The 16,724-nt window shown below is 62.9% G+C and carries 20 protein-coding genes; 16 read left to right on the top strand and 4 right to left on the bottom strand.

The annotated features are described in order from the left end of the window. Positions 1-27 precede the first annotated feature (27 nt). Positions 28-321 carry a hypothetical protein gene (locus IEY38_RS06920; protein WP_170097969.1) on the top strand — a complete coding sequence of 98 codons (294 nt, stop codon included), beginning with the start codon at positions 28-30 and terminating at the stop codon, positions 319-321. A 7-nt stretch (positions 322-328) separates the two neighbouring features. Here IEY38_RS06920 and IEY38_RS06915 read toward each other — a convergent pair whose 3' ends face one another. Further along, positions 329-829, bottom strand: coding sequence for a macro domain-containing protein (locus tag IEY38_RS06915; protein ID WP_188976482.1), 501 nt, complete (start codon positions 827-829; stop codon positions 329-331). 119 nt (positions 830-948) lie between these two features. Between IEY38_RS06915 and IEY38_RS06910 the strand changes: the two genes are divergently transcribed. The 14 genes from IEY38_RS06910 to IEY38_RS06845 all read left to right on the top strand — a co-directional run bounded on the left by IEY38_RS06910 (position 949) and on the right by IEY38_RS06845 (position 13,481). After that, entirely contained in the window at positions 949-1,653 is a 705-nt protein-coding gene (locus IEY38_RS06910) for a YqjF family protein (protein ID WP_188976480.1), read from the top strand. Positions 1,654-1,674: 21 nt separating this feature from the next. Continuing rightward, entirely contained in the window at positions 1,675-2,349 is a 675-nt protein-coding gene (locus IEY38_RS06905; protein ID WP_188976478.1) for a DUF2071 domain-containing protein, read from the top strand. Between the two features lie 80 nt (positions 2,350-2,429). Continuing rightward, positions 2,430-3,815: an ATP-binding response regulator gene (locus IEY38_RS06900; protein WP_188976476.1), complete on the top strand. Its 1,386-nt coding sequence runs from the start codon at positions 2,430-2,432 to the stop codon at positions 3,813-3,815. A 36-nt stretch (positions 3,816-3,851) separates the two neighbouring features. Further along, positions 3,852-4,646 (top strand): HAD-IIA family hydrolase, encoded by a 795-nt coding sequence (locus tag IEY38_RS06895; protein WP_188976474.1) that lies wholly within the window; start codon positions 3,852-3,854, stop codon positions 4,644-4,646. A gap of 66 nt (positions 4,647-4,712) precedes the next feature. Beyond that, positions 4,713-5,303 (top strand): DJ-1/PfpI family protein, encoded by a 591-nt coding sequence (locus tag IEY38_RS06890; RefSeq protein WP_188976472.1) that lies wholly within the window; start codon positions 4,713-4,715, stop codon positions 5,301-5,303. Positions 5,304-5,530: 227 nt separating this feature from the next. Next, a complete protein-coding gene (locus IEY38_RS06885; protein ID WP_188976470.1) occupies positions 5,531-5,758 on the top strand; it encodes a zinc ribbon domain-containing protein in 228 nt (75 codons plus the stop codon). Between the two features lie 11 nt (positions 5,759-5,769). After that, positions 5,770-5,931 (top strand): hypothetical protein, encoded by a 162-nt coding sequence (locus tag IEY38_RS06880; RefSeq protein ID WP_188976468.1) that lies wholly within the window; start codon positions 5,770-5,772, stop codon positions 5,929-5,931. Positions 5,932-6,091: 160 nt separating this feature from the next. Beyond that, positions 6,092-6,340, top strand: coding sequence for an MTH865 family protein (locus IEY38_RS06875; RefSeq protein ID WP_005535048.1), 249 nt, complete (start codon positions 6,092-6,094; stop codon positions 6,338-6,340). Between the two features lie 129 nt (positions 6,341-6,469). Further along, entirely contained in the window at positions 6,470-6,619 is a 150-nt protein-coding gene (locus IEY38_RS06870) for a hypothetical protein (protein WP_188976466.1), read from the top strand. Between the two features lie 82 nt (positions 6,620-6,701). Then, positions 6,702-7,394 carry a metal-dependent transcriptional regulator gene (locus IEY38_RS06865; RefSeq protein ID WP_188976464.1) on the top strand — a complete coding sequence of 231 codons (693 nt, stop codon included), beginning with the start codon at positions 6,702-6,704 and terminating at the stop codon, positions 7,392-7,394. Beyond that, a complete protein-coding gene (locus tag IEY38_RS06860) occupies positions 7,391-8,098 on the top strand; it encodes a TMEM165/GDT1 family protein (RefSeq protein ID WP_188976462.1) in 708 nt (235 codons plus the stop codon). Before IEY38_RS06865 ends, IEY38_RS06860 begins: the two co-directional genes overlap by 4 nt. Before the next feature lie 219 nt (positions 8,099-8,317). Then, positions 8,318-8,908, top strand: a complete 591-nt coding sequence (locus IEY38_RS06855) for a winged helix-turn-helix transcriptional regulator (protein WP_188976460.1) — start codon at positions 8,318-8,320, stop codon at positions 8,906-8,908. A gap of 129 nt (positions 8,909-9,037) precedes the next feature. Continuing rightward, positions 9,038-11,674, top strand: coding sequence for a heavy metal translocating P-type ATPase (locus IEY38_RS06850; RefSeq protein ID WP_188976458.1), 2,637 nt, complete (start codon positions 9,038-9,040; stop codon positions 11,672-11,674). Positions 11,675-11,726: 52 nt separating this feature from the next. Continuing rightward, complete coding sequence (locus IEY38_RS06845) at positions 11,727-13,481, top strand: ABC1 kinase family protein (protein ID WP_188976456.1); 1,755 nt, start codon at positions 11,727-11,729, stop codon at positions 13,479-13,481. Positions 13,482-13,512: 31 nt separating this feature from the next. On the opposite strand, the gene IEY38_RS06840 is transcribed toward IEY38_RS06845, so the two are convergent. After that, on the bottom strand, positions 13,513-15,039 hold the full coding sequence (locus IEY38_RS06840; protein ID WP_188976454.1) for a cryptochrome/photolyase family protein: 1,527 nt from the start codon (positions 15,037-15,039) through the stop codon (positions 13,513-13,515). A gap of 170 nt (positions 15,040-15,209) precedes the next feature. Here IEY38_RS06840 and IEY38_RS06835 point away from each other — a divergent pair, with 170 nt between their 5' ends. Next, complete coding sequence (locus tag IEY38_RS06835) at positions 15,210-15,800, top strand: halocyanin domain-containing protein (protein ID WP_188976452.1); 591 nt, start codon at positions 15,210-15,212, stop codon at positions 15,798-15,800. A 23-nt stretch (positions 15,801-15,823) separates the two neighbouring features. On the opposite strand, the gene IEY38_RS06830 is transcribed toward IEY38_RS06835, so the two are convergent. Together IEY38_RS06830 and IEY38_RS06825 are read right to left on the bottom strand one after the other, a co-directional pair. Next, positions 15,824-16,126 carry a DUF7521 family protein gene (locus IEY38_RS06830; protein WP_188976450.1) on the bottom strand — a complete coding sequence of 101 codons (303 nt, stop codon included), beginning with the start codon at positions 16,124-16,126 and terminating at the stop codon, positions 15,824-15,826. Further along, positions 16,123-16,485, bottom strand: a complete 363-nt coding sequence (locus tag IEY38_RS06825; protein WP_188976448.1) for a winged helix-turn-helix domain-containing protein — start codon at positions 16,483-16,485, stop codon at positions 16,123-16,125. Before IEY38_RS06825 ends, IEY38_RS06830 begins: the two co-directional genes overlap by 4 nt. Positions 16,486-16,724 lie beyond the last annotated feature (239 nt).

Here is a 16,724-nt window from a genome sequence, read left to right as displayed (position 1 = left end):
AAAGACCTAGATTGAGGAAAGGTAACAATGACCAACGCTCGGGGACCGGGCAGCGAGACACTCGAGGAGACTACTGGCAGTGACGCCTGTGTCTGCTCAATAGGGAACACAGTCGAGCATTACGTGACCGGAATACTGGGGCTCGTCGCGACGCTTGTCGTCGGTGTGCAGGCGTATCCGTGGTTTCAGTCCGTCGCTGGAACCACGGCTTACCTCGGATCGACGTGGCTGGTGTTCAGTTTCGCCACGGTATGGCTCGTCTGTTGGATCGCACTGGAACTCGCCTGGGAGTGGCGTGCCGGACGCATACACCTGCTGTAGCGGATAGTCAGTCGAGAACGTCGGCCGCGACCCGTTCCATTTCCGCGAAGTCGTCGTCGGAGTAGGCGATGAGTCGCACGTCCCTCAAGGATTCGGGCTGATATTCGTTGATGACCGTGCAGATAATTCTGATACCTTCCTCGAAATCGAACCCGGCGATTCCACAGCCGATGGCCGGGAGAACTATCGACTCGCAGTTCAATGCGTCCGCTTCCGCCAGTGTGTTCTGGGTCGCGTCGCGGATGCTCTCGGCGGTCGACTGGCCGCCCGGCGGCATCGCAGCGGCATGGATGACGTACTCGGCGTCAAGGTCGTACGCGTCGGTCGTGGCGACACTGCCGAGGTCGACCGGTCCCTTCGCGATGGCCTCGTCGTCCAGTCCTGACCCGGCCGCACGCTTGAGCGCCCCGGCGACGCCGGAGCCCATCCGCAGGCTCGTGTTCGCCGCGTTGACCAGTGCGTCCGCCGACTGTGAAGCGATGTCGCCCTGGATTACCTCGAACTCCATACGCGATGCTGGGAGTGGGACGGTGAAAGTTTTAGTGCCGACACGGCCAGACAGCACTCATTGTTGTCTGTCATCGCGCCCCACGACAGGCAGAAACCCGTCTGGTCCTACAGACAGGTATGGACCTGTTGACGATGACGTGGCGGGATGTGGGGTTCATGCACTGGCCGGTCGAGCCCGACAGTGTCCAATCGACGCTGCCGGACGGGCTCAATGTCGACACGTACGACGGGCAGGCGTGGCTCAGTGTGGTTCCGTTCCAGATGGCGGACATCAGACCGCGAGGCAGTCCGATCGGGCGGTCCTTTGGCGAGCTCAATCTCCGGACCTACGTAGTCGCTGACGGGACGCCGGGGGTGTACTTCTACAACCTCGACGCCGACGACCGCCTCAGCGTCACGCTGGCCCGGCAGCTGTTCCAACTGTCCTACTACCGGGCGTCGATGCAGATCCGGACCGACGGCGACAGCGTCGAATTCCGGAGTCGCCGGACCAGTTCGCGTGCGCCCCCGGCGGATTTCCACGCCACCTACGAGCCGACTGAGCCGCCGTCGTCACCCGAACCGGGGTCAGTGGAATCGTTCCTGGTGGAGCGGTACCGCTTCTACGCCGCGAGCGACGACGGAGCGGTGTATTACGCCGACATCGACCACGAACCGTGGCCGCTCCAGCGTGGGCGGGCAGATATCCGGACGAACGGGCTGTTCGCCGCGTCGGGGTTCGAAAGGCCCGACGGGGACCCGCTCGTTCACTACTGCGCCGAGATTCCGGTGACTGCCGGGCGGCTTCACCGGCTTGATGCGGTTGCCCAGTACACTGATTAGCGTGTCGGCCTCAGTGAGGATGTGGTCGCCCTCCGCCCGCTGCAGGTCACGCTCGACGACGTCTGCTTCTGTCACTGGCCGGTCTCCGAGACAGCGGTGCAGGCGACAGTCCCCGACTGGCTCACCGTCGAGACAGCCGACGACGACGCTTGGGTGTCAGCCGTCGCGGCGACCGTTGACCGTGTCGAAACGTTCGGTATCGAGGTCGCCGGACCGTCGGAGTTGCTCACGGTTCGGACCTACGTCCGCGGCCCGACCGGCCAACGCGGGGTCTGTGTGCTAGGGCTGTTCGGTGACGACAGACGGACAGCGACAGCGGTTTCGGAGCTGTTTCGTATCACGGTTGGTGATGCCGTCCCGCGAACGATCCCGACGGCCGACCGTCGGCGGGTCCTTGACGCCGGGGAGCGACGGCTGTTCGAATGCCGGTACACAGTCAGTGGTGGCCCGGCGGCGATTCCACCGGACTCGCTGGCCTCCTTCCTCGTCGACCGACAGCGATACTTCACGACCGGTCGTTTCGGGACGCACCTCGTCGGCAGCGTCGGTCACGATCCGTGGCGACTCGACCGCGTTGACGCTACCGTGACCGGATCTGTCCTCTCACTGGTTGACATATCTGCTTGCGAGGCAGAGCCGTTAGTCCATCACAGTCCTGGGCTTCGAGTTTCGATTGCCCCACCGGTGCCGCCATAGCCGGGACCAGCGGGCAATCTGGCTCCCTTGAAATATAAGTACGGACAGACCGTTGGGAGGATAAGGACCCTGCCGCCCATATGACATCTGAAACTAATATACGAACGCTTGTTGTTGACGACAGCGATTTTTTCGCGGAGATGACCGCTGACACGCTCACCCAACAACACGGCATCGAGTCCGTTGCTGCGAACAGCGCTACGGAAGCGCTGGAACGGCTCGACGGGGGCGGGTTCGACTGCGTCGTCAGTGACTACGAAATGCCCGAAATGGACGGGCTGGAGCTCCTTGAGGCGATCAGGGAGACAAACCCCTCTATCCCGTTCATTCTGCTGACTGGGCGGGGGGACGAAGAGACGGCAAGCGCGGCTATTGCGGCGGGGGTCGCCGACTACCTCCTGAAGCTCGAAGTCGTCGAAGACAAGCAGTACGGTCGGCTTGCAAACCGGATCGAGAACGTCGTTTCACAGGAGCGAACCCGCAAGAAGTTCGAATCGCTTGTGTCGGACTCGCCGGACGGTATCGTTCACCTGACGACTGACGGGACTATCCTCTCAGTGAACCCCTCGATGGCACGCAGACTGGGTGCCGACGCCGACGCGCTCGTCGGACAGCAATTGAGCGAAGTGATGGACAGCGAGGCGGCCAACCAGCGTCTCGAAGCCGGAAAGAGCGCGGTCGAAAACGGGACCGCGACACGCTCCGAGGACGCCGTCGGGGGACGACATTATCACAACCAGTATATCCCCGTCGACAGCCATCGCAAGTCGGATACCTTCCAGCTGGTCTCACGCGACATCACTGAACGCGTCGAGCGTCAGCGGGAACTGGAACGCCAGAACGAGCGGCTCGAAGAGTTCGCCAGCGTCGTCAGCCACGACCTGCGGAACCCGCTGAACGTCGCTCAGGGCGCGGTCGACCTGCTCACGGAGCCAGACGATAGCGAGGAGGCCGAACTGGTCGCCAAGATCGACCGATCGCTGGACCGGATGGGCTGTATCATCGAGGACGTACTCACGCTGGCGCGGCAAGGCCAGACGGTCAGCGATCCACAGGAGACGGAACTATCGACGCTAGCGTCGACCGCATGGACCTGGATCGAGGCCGAACAGGCATCCATGTCGGTCGAGTCAAGCACGGAACTCGCCGCTGACAGCGGGCGCGTGCAGGACCTGCTGGCGAACCTGTTCCGGAACGCCATCGAACACAACGATGGCGACGTCGAAATCGAGATCGGACTGCTGGAGTCCAACGACGGCTTCTACATCGCAGACAACGGGGAGGGTGTCGAGGGCGACGCCGAGGACGTGTTCGAGATGGGGTACTCTTCGACAAAGGACGGAACCGGGTTCGGCCTGGCTATCGTCGAACAGGTCGCTGAGGCCCACGGCTGGGAAGTATCACTGACCGAGAGCGACAGCGGCGGGGCGTGCTTTGAAGTGACAGGCGTGGAACTACACGACTGAGACGGACTTTTCACTGGCGGGTTCCGAGTAGTGGTAATGACAGTCGCGGGGGCCATTATCGACTTGGATGGAACGGTGTACCACGGAGACACGCTGTTGCCGGGGGCGGCGTCGGCAATTGATGTGTTCAGGGAGCGCGGCCTGGGAGTCTGCTTTTTTTCGAACAACCCAATCCACGACGGGAGCGAGTACATCGAGCGGTTGCGGGGAATGGGTATCGACGCCCGCGAGGGCGAGGCCTGTTCCTCCGGTGTCGTCACCCGTGAGTATCTCAACGGGTCCCATGCGGGTGACGGCGTGTTCGTCATCGGGAGTGGACCGCTCCGCAGTATGGTCACGGAGACAGAGGCACGGCTGGTCGAGGACCCTGCCGAGACTGACGTGTTACTGGCCTCCTGGACGGATGACTTCCACTACCACGACATGGTCGACGCGCTCCGGGCTATCGACGACGATACCGTCTTTCTCGGGACCGACCCGGACCGGACGTTCCCCGGTGAAGACGGCGACCCGGTCCCCGGTTCCGGGGCGATAATCAACGCCGTCGCCGGCGTCATCGAGCGGGACCCGGATCGGATTCTCGGGAAGCCGTCAGAGATTGCTGTTCAGGCGGCGCTAGAGCGACTGGACTGTGCGCCGGCGGATTGTCTCATCGTCGGGGACCGGTTGGAGACGGATATCGCAATGGGTGAGCGGAACGGCATGACAACCGTCCTTGTCCGGACCGGCGTGTCCAACGAACGGTCGCTGGAACGGAGCGCCGTGACGCCAGACTACGTCATCGATTCACTGGCGGACATCGACGAAGTGCTTGCGTCGCTGGACGTGTGACACGAAACTGGTAATTCACCTGCGACTTTATTTCGACGGCGACCGTAGCTATCAGTGGTGTTCCCAATGGGCAAAGACATCCTCATGATCGTCGGCGATTTCGGCGAAGACTACGAGATAATGGTGCCGTTCCAGGCGCTGCAGATGGTCGGCCACGAGGTCGACGCGGTGTGTCCCGACAGAGAGGCCGAGGAGACGATCAAGACAGCGATACACGACTTCCGCGGCGATCAGACCTACATGGAGTCCCGCGGCCACGACTTCGTCCTGAACGCGACGATGGCCGACGTGACCCCCAGCGACTACGACGCACTCGTCGTCCCCGGCGGTCGCGCCCCCGAGTATCTCCGGACGTATGACGAGGTGCTGGACGCGGTACGGCACTTCTTCGAGGAGGACAAACCGGTCGCGGCACTGTGTCACGGGCCGCAGATTCTCGCCGCCGCCGACGTACTGGACGGCTACGAGATGACATCGTACCCGGCCTGTCGCGCCGAATGTGAGGCCGCCGGCTGTTCGTGGGTCGACGAAGTGGTCACCGACGGCAACCTCGTCACCGGCCAGGCCTGGCCCGACCACCCCGAGTGGCTTGCGCAGTTCATGGCCTTGCTCGGGGACGACGTATCTCACGGCGAGCCCATTCCCGCCGACGACTGAGGCAACACAAGTTTAGACGGATTCATAACAAACAAATAACTTGGCCGTTTCCCTCCGTTGAGGCGGGTGGGAACTGGCATAGTGCACCATTACGTTCGCCCGCCTCGTTTTCGACGACTGTAGCAAGTGATAGATACTAGTAACCGGCTGCGACCACTGGTATGGAACCGACTACGTGTCACGGTGGCACCAGATTTGTTATGCTGGGGAGAGAACAGTTGCGTGTAATGCCCTCCAACACTTCACCGCAAGACGGCGACCGCGGCTGTCCGAAGTGCGGCCACACCGGCACTGACGTGGGTAGTATCTCGACCACCGGCGGCGGCCTCTCGAAGATGTTCGACATCCAGACGAACCAGTTTCAGGTCGTCACGTGTACGAACTGTGGCTATTCGGAGCTATACCGTGACACCGGGTCTGCAGGCAGTGACCTAGCAGATATCTTCCTCGGCTAACGATGCCTGCCATGGCCGGGCTGTTCGTCGTGGTCCTGCTGCTCGCGCTGGCCGCGCCGCTGGCCCTGTACGCGCTGGTCCGAAGCGAACACGACCAGCGCGTCGAGACGGACCGTGAGACTGCCGAACGGCTTGCTCGGCGCGATACGGACGACGAAAGTCGAGTCCGGTGAGTACTCCGGGCCAGTCCCATCGAATGTCGGCGTGGGTTGCTCATACACCGGTACAGTGCCACGAGGGTCCAGAACGTCACAGGCCCCGAATAAACTCCAAACAATGGGAAAGTGTACCGATGTCGAACCTTTTATCATAACACTCGCACAACGTCCGACCATGGTTGACAGAGAAGACCTCCGCTCACAGTTCGTTGATGCGTTCGAGGAAGCAGACTACCCGATCTCCAGCCCGATGGACCTTGTTCCGGCACTCCCGGGCGGCCCGTCGACGAAGTTCGAGTCCGGCGACTTCTCGATGACGGCGATGGAACTGAACACGAAGCTCAACGGGGAGTTTCCATACGACAACGTCGACGAGTTCGTCGACGACGTTATGGCCTCGCTCGAAGATCAGGACCTCATCTAAGCGGGCCACACCGGCTCCCGACCGCTTCACCGGTTTCGCACGATAATTCGCGAGATTCCCGAACGAGCGAGTCGGTAGCTGTCTCCGCATATCCTTGAGGTTTATCAGGGAGACATCCCTACTCGTGGTATGATCAGTTTGCCGGGGATCGAAACGCTCGTTCGGACGTTCGGGCCGTTTCTCATCCCCGCAACGCTGTTTGTTCTGGGTGCCATCGGTTATCTGTTCCTGTGGCTCCTGACCCGGAACCGTCGCGAAACGTACGCCGCTGACGAGTGACGGCGGCCGGCCGAATACGTCAGGTGAGCACAAAGTTGTTGCAATCGCCAATCTTTTGGGTTAGACTTGTCTAATTTGGTGTATGCTGAGTGCCAAGATGGAGGATTATCTGAAGGCTATCTATCGCCTCGAGCGGGACGGCGACCCGCCGATTGCACCGTCTACTATCGCCGAGATGCTGGACGTTACCGCGCCGACGGTCACCAGTATGGTCGAGAAACTGGCCGACCGCGGGCTGATCGAACGCGAGAAGTACAAGGGCGTGCGGACCACCCCAGAAGGCGAGACAGTGGCGCTGGAGATTATCCGCCACCACCGCCTGCTCGAGACGTTTCTCACCGAGCAGTTGGGGTACGACTGGGCCGAGGTCCACGAGGAAGCGGAGGTACTCGAACACCACATCAGCGAGGAGTTCGAGCGCCGAGTCGCGGCCGTCCTCGACGAACCGGAGTTCGACCCCCACGGGGACCCGATTCCAAGCGACTCGCTCGACCCGATCGACGACGAGTCCGCGACAGCGCTGTCAGAACACAACGAAGGAGGACAAGTCGAAGTTGCTCGGGTCCGGGACCGTGATCCCGACGAACTCACGTATCTCTCCGACGCCGGCATCACACCGGGGACCGTGTTGACCGTCGAGGAAGTCGCTCCGATCGGGATGGTGACGGTCCAGCTAGAGAGCGGGTCGTCAGTGTCGCTCCCGGACCACATCGCCGATGCGATTCAGGTCCGCGCACCGGATACGCAGAGTGAAGACGGAGTGAGCCAGGCGTGAGCGACGCGACGTGGCTAACAGTGGTTGCGATAGCGGCCGGTGCACAGTTGGCGGTCCTCCCCGGCGAGAAAGTCCAGTTCATCATCGCCGGCCTGTCGACGCGGTTCAATCCGTTCCTCGTCGTCAGCGCCGCAGGTAGTGCTTTCGCCGGCTGGACAGTGCTGGAGGTCTGGTTTGGCTCCGCAATCACATCGCTACTGCCCGGTATCGTCCTCGAAAGCCTCACCGCCGGGATGTTCCTGCTGTTTGCGATACTACTACTCCGCAGTGCCCCGGCAGCCGACGCCAAACAACAGGAACCCGCGTCCGGTTTCACCACTGACGGCGGACAGCTAGACGTTCGCGTTCCCGTCGTCGACTGGCAAGTGCCAAACAAGCTCGGTGGCTTTCTGCCCATCTTCGCGATGATGACTTTCGGGGAGTTCGGCGACAAGACCCAGCTCATTACGATCACGCTCGCCGCCCAGTACAGCGCCCACGCCAGCGCTATCTGGACCGGCGAGATGCTTGCTATCATTCCAGTGAGCCTTGCCAACGCGCTGTTTTTCCACCGTTTCGCCCACCGGTTTGACCTGCGGAAAGCTCACTTCGTCGGCGCAGGGCTGTTCCTGTTTTTCGCCGCGGACTTCGCTCTGAGCGTGACGATGGGCTTCTCGCTGTGGGAAACCATAGTCTCATCCATCGCGGCGCAGGTGGGTGTCTGAGACGAGCGGTTCGGCTAACCTGACGATAGAAGGCTTTTCCAGAACGGCTGAACAGTACCGGGTGATGCCCTCCAGACGGAGCGTCCTCACAGCAGCAACACTCGTTGCACTCTCTGGCTGTTCAGCACTCAGTACCGTCCTGCGAGTGACTCGATACTGGTTATCGTCACAGACACGAGCGGACACAACACATAAATCGGTGCTCAAAGTTGGTCCGATATGCCCGGACTCGACGACACGGACCACGAAATCCTCCGACTGCTGCTCGAAGACGCCAGGCGGCCCTACAGTGATATCGCCGAGCGAGTAAACCTCTCGGCGCCAGCAGTCTCGGACCGCGTCGACCGGCTCGTCGAAATGGGACTGATACAGGGGTTTACCGTCGATGTCGACCGTTCACTGTTGCAGGCCGGCGTGCCCGTTCTGGTCGAAGTAGATGCAAAACCGGGTCAGGCCGCCGATATCGCTGCGTCTGTCAGCGACGCTGACGCCATCGAGCGGGTCTATCGGACCGCCGGTGGCCGAGTCGTGCTGGTCGCGACCGTCCCCCAGTCCGACGCGAGCGAACTCCTCGCCGACCACGTCGACCTCGGAGACGTGGATCGCTACGATGTCCGGATGATCGCTGACAGCGAATGGGCCGTCGGACTGGGTGGGGCAGAGTTCGCGCCCGACTGCGCGGAGTGTGGGAACTCCGTCGACGAGGAGGGTGAACAGCGCACGCTCGACGGGGAGCGATACTACTTCTGCTGTGGCTCCTGTGCCGAGCGGTTCGTCGACCAGTACGAATCACTGAAGGACGGGGTCTAAACTGCGATAGTCACTTTGGATCGTTTGGTTACTGGATTCAATATTTTGAATGCCAATCTAGTGCCCGGCCTTCACCTTTGAATCAAAGGGACAAACCGCATGAATATGGGGGGCGTACAGTAAGACAAGATGAGCAACCGGACCACCCGACTCGAACTGACGGGAATGAGCTGTGCCAACTGCGCGGGCACCATCGAGGAGTCGGTGGGCGAGTTAGACGGGATTGCGTCCGTCGACGCGAACTACGCCACCGACGAGGGGAGCGTCGAGTACGACCCTGACGTGGTGTCACTGGCCGATATCGTCGCCGCCGTACAGGACGCCGGCTACGGCGTCGCGACGGAGACGGTGACTATCGGCATCACCGACATGTCGTGTGCGAACTGCGCGGAAGCTAACGAGGAGTCGCTGGAAGGGACCGCGGGCGTCATCGACGCCAGCGTGAACTACGCCACCGACGAGGCCCAGGTCACGTACAATCCGGCCGACGTGTCGCGTACGGACCTCTATGACGCTATCGAGTCCGCTGGCTACACACCCGTTAGAGAGGACAGCGGGAGTGCAGACGGCGGGGACGGCGACGGTGGTGAGCAGTCCGGCGCTGACCGCCGTGCCGCCGCGCGCAACGAGGAGACGCGCAGGCAGCTCCGGCTCACGCTGTTCGGAGCGGTACTGTCGGCCCCGCTCTTGCTGTTCATGGCGGACCACCTGTTCTCGCTCGGCCTCATTGACGAGACGATTCTGGGGGTTCCGCAAGGCTGGGTCGCCTTCGCGCTCGCGACACCGGTCCAGATGCTGCTGGGCAAGCCGTTCTACGAGAACTCCTACAAGGCGCTGGTCAACAACGGGCGGGCCAACATGGACGTGCTCATCGCACTGGGCTCCTCGACAGCGTACGTCTACTCGGTGGCCGCGCTGTCTGGACTGATCGCGAGCACTGGGCTGTACTTCGACACGGCCGCGCTGATCCTCGTGTTCATCACGCTCGGGAACTACCTCGAAGCCCGCTCGAAGAGCCAGGCCGGGGCCGCCATCCAGCAACTGCTGGAGATGGAGGCCGACACGGCCACTGTCGTCCGCGGGGACGGCAGCGAGGAAGAGATCCCTATCGACGAGGTCGGGGTCGGTGACCGGCTGAAAGTCCGGCCCGGAGAGAAAATTCCGACGGACGGCGTGGTCGTCGACGGCGATTCGGCGGTCGACGAGTCGATGGTGACCGGCGAGTCCGTCCCAGTCGAGAAAGGCGAGGGCGACGAGGTCATCGGTTCGACAGTGAACCAGAACGGTGTCCTCGAAATCGAGGCGACGAAGGTCGGCTCGGAGACGGCTATCCAGCAGATAGCAGAGCGGGTCCGGCAGGCCCAGTCGCGCCAGCCGGACATCCAGAACGTCGCCGACCGCATCTCGGCGTACTTCGTCCCGGCTGTCATCGGCAACGCCGTCCTCTGGGGGGTACTGTGGGCGGTCGCGCCGGAGACGCTGGCGGCCGTCGTCGACGCGCTCCCGCTGTGGGGACTGGCCGCAGGCGGCCCGACTGGCGTCGGCGTAAGCGAGTTCGCTATCGTCGTGTTCGCGTCCGCTGTCCTGATTGCCTGTCCCTGCGCACTCGGGCTGGCGACGCCCGCCGCGACGATGGTCGGGACGGCAATCGGCGCGCGCAACGGCGTCCTGTTCAAGGGCGGGGACGTGCTCGAACGCGTTCACGAGGTCGACACTGTCGTCTTCGACAAGACGGGGACGCTGACGAAAGGCGAGATGGAACTCACGGATGTCGAAGTCGTCGGTCCCGCGACGGACGGCGGGGCGCTCAAGCCCGAGCGCGAACGGACCGAGGCGTTCGTCCTCGAAGTCGCCGCCAGCGCCGAACACGCCAGCGAGCACCCACTGGCCGAGGCTATCGTCGACGGCGCACGCGACCGCGGTATCGAGGTCGAAGACCCCGACGAGTTCGAGAACGTTCCCGGACAAGGCGTGAGGGCGACGACGCGCCACGGTCGCGTCCTCGTCGGCAACCGGAAACTGCTGTCCGAGGCCGGCGTCGACACCGCGCCGGCAGAGGGCCGGATGGACACGCTCGAACGCGAGGGCAAGACGGCGATGCTAGTCGCGCTGGCCGAAGACGCAGGCGGTGACGGCACCGAGGGCGACAGTGACCCGAACTACCGGCTCATCGGTATCGTCGCCGACGCCGATACGGTCAAGCAGTCTGCGAAAGCTGCCGTCAACGGGCTGCGCGAGCGCGGACTCGGCGTCTGGCTCATCACCGGCGACAACGGGCGGACCGCCCGCGCCGTCGCCGAGGAAGTCGGCATCGACCCCGACAACGTGATGGCCGATGTACTGCCGGAAGACAAGGCCGACGCGGTCGACGACCTCCAGAGCGACGGCGACCAGACGATGATGGTCGGCGACGGCGTCAACGACGCGCCGGCGCTGGCAGCTGCAAGCGTCGGCTGTGCCATCGGCTCGGGGACTGACGTGGCAATCGAGGCCGGGGACGTGACTCTGCTCCGGGACGACCCCGCCGATGTGGTGAAGGCCATTCGGATATCCGAGGCCACGCTCCAGAAGATCAAGCAGAACCTGTTCTGGGCGCTCGGATACAACACCGTGATGATTCCGCTGGCCTCGCTGGGACTCCTCCAGCCGGTGCTTGCCGCCGCGGCGATGGCTGCCTCGTCCGTGTCGGTGCTCGCAAACAGCCTCGCGTTCCGCCGGTATACACCGGATTCGGCGTACCGGCTGCTCGGCTCCCTCCGTCGCTGAGTGGGGACCGTCTCCAGCAGACTCATTTGTCGCCGGGCCTCAGCTACGAACAGTGACTGCTGAGGAGCGTGTCGCCGACGAGCCGACGGGAGAGACAGTGTCACAGCCGGGCGGCGTCGGCGTTCGACTCCGGGCGCTCTGGCGGGCGCTGGTCATCGTCTGGCAGTTCGTCCCGCTACTCTGGCAGTGGGCCCGGGACCGGAAACGGTTCCTCCTGTTCGGTCGGTCCCGGTCAGTGGCCCCCGAGACGCGAACGCGGCGGGCTCGCTACCTGAAGGATACCTTCGTCGACCTCGGCCCGGCGTTTATCAAGCTCGGCCAGATGCTCTCGACCCGGCCCGACGCCCTGCCACGGGCGTACGTCGATGTGCTCTCGGAGCTACAGGACAACGTCCCACCGGACGCGTGGGCCACCATCGAGCCAGTCATCGAACGGGAACTGGGCGACGACATCGACACGCTGTTCGAGGAGTTCGACACCACGGCCATCTCCGGGGCCTCGCTCGGGCAGGTGTACGAGGCACAGATCGACGGCCAGCGGGTCGCCGTGAAGGTCCTCCGACCAAATATCAGGACACGCGTCGAGTCAGACCTGCGCGTCCTGTCGGCGCTGCTGCCGGTGCTCACCTACGGCGCGGACCCGGGGCAGGCGTTCACGCTCGAAAACCTCACTGAGGAGTTCGCAGCGACGGTCCGCCGGGAGATGGACTACGGCCACGAAGCGCGGATGCTCCGGGAAATCGGTGACAACTTCGCAAACGACGACGACATCGCCATCCCGGACGTCGTCGAGAGCCACTCGACGGACCGCGTGCTGACGATGACGTACCTCGACGGCGTGAAAATCGACGACGTGGAGCGGCTGGACGAACTCGGCATCGACAGGCCGGCACTCGTCCGCCGCCTCGAAGAGGTGTACATCCAGATGATCGTCGAGGACGGCCTCTTCCACGCCGACCCCCATCCCGGCAATCTGGCGGTCCAGCCCGACGGGACGCTCGTGTTCTACGATTTCGGGATGACCGGCTACCTCGGTCCCCGGACCCAGGACCAGCTACTGGATTTCTACGTCGGACTGGCGACGGACGACGTAGATCGGGTGATGGACGCCTTCGTCGAGATGGGGGCGCTGGACCCGATGGCTGACCGCGACGTGATGCGGGAGGCGTTCGACATCGTCATCGAACAGTTCCGCGGCGAGGACATCAGCGAGTACCGCATCGAGCAACTGGTTGGCCAGTTCGAGACGCAACTGTATGAGTTCCCGATGCGACTGCCACAGGATCTGGCACTGGTGGTTCGCGTGACGACGGTGCTCGAAGGCGTCTGTCGGACGCTCGACCCCGAGTTCGACTTCATCGAGATCATCTCGGAGTACGTCATGGAGCAGGGCGCTGGGGACGACGTTCGAGAGCAGATCAAGACGGAAATCCAAGAGACGGTGACTGGCTCGACCCGGTCAGCAGTGCGGACAGCGCCGAGGTTAGAGGACGCACTCGACAGGGTCGAGCGCGAAGAGTTACTCGTCAAGACCGTCCTCGAAGACTCCGACGGACTGAGCCGGGTGCTCGCCAAGCGGCTCCTGCTCGGTATCGTCGCCAGCGCCGGTGTGCCGGTGAGCGCCTACCTCTACACCGTGAACGGACTCCAGCCTGCCGCCCTCGCCCTGAGCGGGAGCGCGGCCGTGATCGGAATTCTTGCGTGGTCGTTCCGCCGACGCCGCGGGCCGGCGCTGTCCTCGCCGCAGTTCACCCGTCACGAGATGCAACAGCGGCAGGCAGCTGACGGCGTGGATGGAGACGAGTAGCCGAGTTCCAAGGATTACGGCACAGTAGCTCTCAGAGTTCGCCGGCCTCCGCCATCTTCCGAATCTCCTCAGCCCGCTCGCGTATCTCCGCGAGTTCTTCGTCGTCTTTGTTATCGACGTGGCTGTACATCAGCCCCATCCGGTGGTTTGACCGGAGCGTCTCCTCGTTGCGGTCGAGGAAGTCCCAGTACAGCGCGTTAAACGGGCATGCCCCGTCGCCGGTGGTCTTCGTCTTGTAGTACGGACAGCCCGAACAGTAGTCGCTCATCTTGTCCACGTAGTTCGCCGAGGAGGCGTAGGGTTTGGTGGCGAACACGCCCGCGCCGTACAGCCCCATCTCGACGACGTTCGGCGTCGTCACCCAGTGGAAGGCATCGACGTAGCCGGCGTGGAACCAGCGGTTCAGTTGTGCCGGCTCAACGCCGTATATGAGGCCGAAGTTCGCGAGAATCATCAGCCGCTCAATGTGGTGTGAATACCCCCGCTCCCGGACTCCGTCGACCACGTCGGAGAGACACGCCATGTCGGTGTCGCCGTCCCAGTAGAAGTCAGGCAGGGCCTCGTTCGCGCCGAGCTGGTTCGCCGCGGCGAGGTCCGGCATCTCCCGGCGGTAGACGTGCCGGAGGAACTCACGCCAGCCGAGCACCTGCCGGACGAACCCCTCGACGCTGTTCAGCGGCGCGTCACCGTCCTCGTAGGCGGCGATAGCGCGCTCGATGACCTCCGCAGGGCCGAGGAGTCCCAGATTCAGCGACGTGGAAAGCAGGCTGTGGCTCATCGCCCACTCGTCGTCCAGCATCGCGTCCTGATACGGCCCGAACTCCGTCAGCCGGTCCGTAACGAAGTGGTCCAGCGCACGGACGGCCTGCCGGCGAGTGACAGGCCAGCGGAACGGTTCGGGGTCGGCCCAGTCGCCGCCGTACGGCCGCTCGTCGTAGCTTCCCTCGAACGTCGAATCGACCCACTCGATAACGTCCTCGGTCACGGCATCCGGCTCAAACTGCGGTGGCTCCGGTGGCGTCCATCCGTCGGGTGGGGTCTCGCGGTTCTGGTCGTCGTAGTTCCACTCGCCGCCGACGGGGTCGCCGTCAGCCATCAAGTAGCCCGTCTCCCGACGCATGAACCGGTAGAAGTCCTCGTGGCGGTAGCGGCCGTCGCCACGCCACTCGTCGAACTGGGACGGTGAGCAGAGGAAGCGTTCGTCGGCGACAAACTCGACGGTTCCGCCGGCATCGGCGACCAGCGATTCGAGACGCGCCTGTGCAGACTCAGTCTGTGGACGGTGGGTTACGAGCGTGTCGTCAGGGTGGGCCTCAAAATGTGCCGTCAGTCCGTCCTCGAAGCTCTCTGTCTGGTGGTAGTGGACTGTTCGGCCATCGTCCTGGAGTTCGTCGCGGAAATGCCGCATTGCACTGAACAGTAGGATCAGCTTGTGTGGGTGGTACGGTAGTTTGCGGGCGAACGACTCCGATTCGATCAGAAGCACCGCCTCGTCGGGTCGTTGAGCGACGGGTCCGGACCGCCGGACGAGGTGGTCACCGCGAAGCCAGACAGTCATCGATAGACGGACACTCCCATTAGTTCCAGTATAGGCCTGTATCAGCATCAATCCCTGTCCGAACTGTGTTGGTATCCCGGGACAGCGGTGCGATCAAAACCTCAATTATTGTTTCTTGGTAAACGACAGAAACGACTCGCTTATACGTGCACAGTCATAACTTTAAACGTATGACAGACGACCTCGACAGACGGACGTTCATCCGCACGACGGCGGCCGTATCAGGCGCTGGACTCCTCGCTGGCTGTGGCGGGTCCGGCGGCGACGGCGGTAGTGGCGGCGATGGTGGCAGCGACGAGACGGAAGCCGAAGAAATGAAGACCACCGGAGCCGAGGAGATGGAATCCACTGAAACTGAGGAGATGGACACCGAGAGCAGCGGTGGGATGGAGACCGCCGAAGCGCCGAGCGAGGTCGCGGACTACGTCGGCGAGTCGTCGAACTTCGATGGCTCCATGGTCGTGATGACCGACCAAGACGAGGTCTCCGTCTCTGTTGGGGCCGAAGGCAACGGCGGCGCGTTCGCTTTCGACCCGCCAGCGATTAACGTCTCGACCGGAACAACGGTCGTCTGGGAGTGGACCGGTGAAGGTGGCGGCCACAACGTCAAGTCCGACGGTGACGGCCCGCTTGACTCGGGTTCGGCTGTTTCAGAGGAAGGGAACACCTACGAGTACACGTTTGAAGAGGCCGGGACCTTCCTATACAACTGTGTCCCGCACAAGTCGCTCGGGATGGTCGGGGCAGTCGTCGTCGAATAACGGATAGCTGCTGGGCGGGTTTTTTATCGAGTGACCAGCGCGGAGCGACTGGTAACGTACAGCGAATATGCAATGACCACGAAGCCGACAGCGGTGAGCGCGTTCTCGAAGATAAGTGCGACGTGGGTCGATATGCCGAACAGTTGGTCCGCGACGCCGGCGAGGAGTGACCCGACAGTAATCGTCGCGAATCCGACGGCGAGATACGTGAGTCCGGTCGCTCTCGTTCTCAACGCTGCGCGAGCGGCAAAGTAAGTAATGAGCCCGCCAAGCAACACTGTCACAGTCTTGAATCCGATGACGATGAGTGGAATATCTCCGTTCATAGTTCCTCACTGACGCGTGACCACAGGAGTGCGAGCCGGTCGCTCGGCCGCTCCTCGGCCGGCAGAACGTTAACTTCGAACGCGCCGTCAGCATCGATGCCAACGAACACGCCGTCACAGTCCCGGACATACGCCGTCGCGTGATGGCCGTCGGGGCGTACTTCTGTCTCCTCGGTGACCAGCTCGGCCTCGCTCAACTGTTCGAGCTTCCGGTAGGTGCTTGTCTGGGGGAGGTCACAAACCGAGGCGACCTCCTTGGCTGGCAGCGGCTCGTCGAGCACCCTGAGTATGTCGCGACAGTCAGGGTCGGCGAGGGCGTCGAACAGCGCCTGTGTCTTGCTCGCGTCGTTGTGTGCCACGGCGGACCCTTCAGGGGACGTGTGGAGGTAGTTCTGCGGGCGGTTCGGTTTCGATATGACGGGGCAGCGACGTGAAACCTGTGGGATACTGCGACCCCGGTGTCTTACGGTACCCCGGTAGCAGCACCCGGCCAGTGTCGGGATTATAAAATACCCTCAGATAAAGGGCGACTGTTTGTTTCCAGAATCTGGAAAGGGGACACCCGCTTTTCTATCATCGAGTATCAATAACTAGCTTG

The organism is Haloarcula sebkhae, from assembly GCF_014647415.1.
GTDB lineage: Archaea > Halobacteriota > Halobacteria > Halobacteriales > Haloarculaceae > Haloarcula > Haloarcula sebkhae.
Note: the sequence above shows the minus strand (reverse complement) of the source record. Positions and strands in the feature narration are given on the sequence as shown.

Bases quoted from the DNA above. Each gene is read 5' to 3' on its own strand.
- IEY38_RS06920 (WP_170097969.1), top strand. From the start codon at position 28: ATGACCAACGCTCGGGGACCGGGCAGCGAGACACTCGAGGAGACTACT.
- IEY38_RS06915 (WP_188976482.1), bottom strand. From the start codon at position 829: ATGGAGTTCGAGGTAATCCAGGGCGACATCGCTTCACAGTCGGCGGAC.
- IEY38_RS06910 (WP_188976480.1), top strand. From the start codon at position 949: ATGGACCTGTTGACGATGACGTGGCGGGATGTGGGGTTCATGCACTGG.
- IEY38_RS06900 (WP_188976476.1), top strand. From the start codon at position 2,430: ATGACATCTGAAACTAATATACGAACGCTTGTTGTTGACGACAGCGAT.
- IEY38_RS06895 (WP_188976474.1), top strand. From the start codon at position 3,852: ATGACAGTCGCGGGGGCCATTATCGACTTGGATGGAACGGTGTACCAC.
- IEY38_RS06890 (WP_188976472.1), top strand. From the start codon at position 4,713: ATGGGCAAAGACATCCTCATGATCGTCGGCGATTTCGGCGAAGACTAC.
- IEY38_RS06885 (WP_188976470.1), top strand. From the start codon at position 5,531: ATGCCCTCCAACACTTCACCGCAAGACGGCGACCGCGGCTGTCCGAAG.
- IEY38_RS06880 (WP_188976468.1), top strand. From the start codon at position 5,770: ATGGCCGGGCTGTTCGTCGTGGTCCTGCTGCTCGCGCTGGCCGCGCCG.
- IEY38_RS06875 (WP_005535048.1), top strand. From the start codon at position 6,092: ATGGTTGACAGAGAAGACCTCCGCTCACAGTTCGTTGATGCGTTCGAG.
- IEY38_RS06870 (WP_188976466.1), top strand. From the start codon at position 6,470: ATGATCAGTTTGCCGGGGATCGAAACGCTCGTTCGGACGTTCGGGCCG.
- IEY38_RS06865 (WP_188976464.1), top strand. From the start codon at position 6,702: ATGCTGAGTGCCAAGATGGAGGATTATCTGAAGGCTATCTATCGCCTC.
- IEY38_RS06855 (WP_188976460.1), top strand. From the start codon at position 8,318: ATGCCCGGACTCGACGACACGGACCACGAAATCCTCCGACTGCTGCTC.
- IEY38_RS06850 (WP_188976458.1), top strand. From the start codon at position 9,038: ATGAGCAACCGGACCACCCGACTCGAACTGACGGGAATGAGCTGTGCC.
- IEY38_RS06840 (WP_188976454.1), bottom strand. From the start codon at position 15,039: ATGACTGTCTGGCTTCGCGGTGACCACCTCGTCCGGCGGTCCGGACCC.
- IEY38_RS06835 (WP_188976452.1), top strand. From the start codon at position 15,210: ATGACAGACGACCTCGACAGACGGACGTTCATCCGCACGACGGCGGCC.
- IEY38_RS06830 (WP_188976450.1), bottom strand. From the start codon at position 16,126: ATGAACGGAGATATTCCACTCATCGTCATCGGATTCAAGACTGTGACA.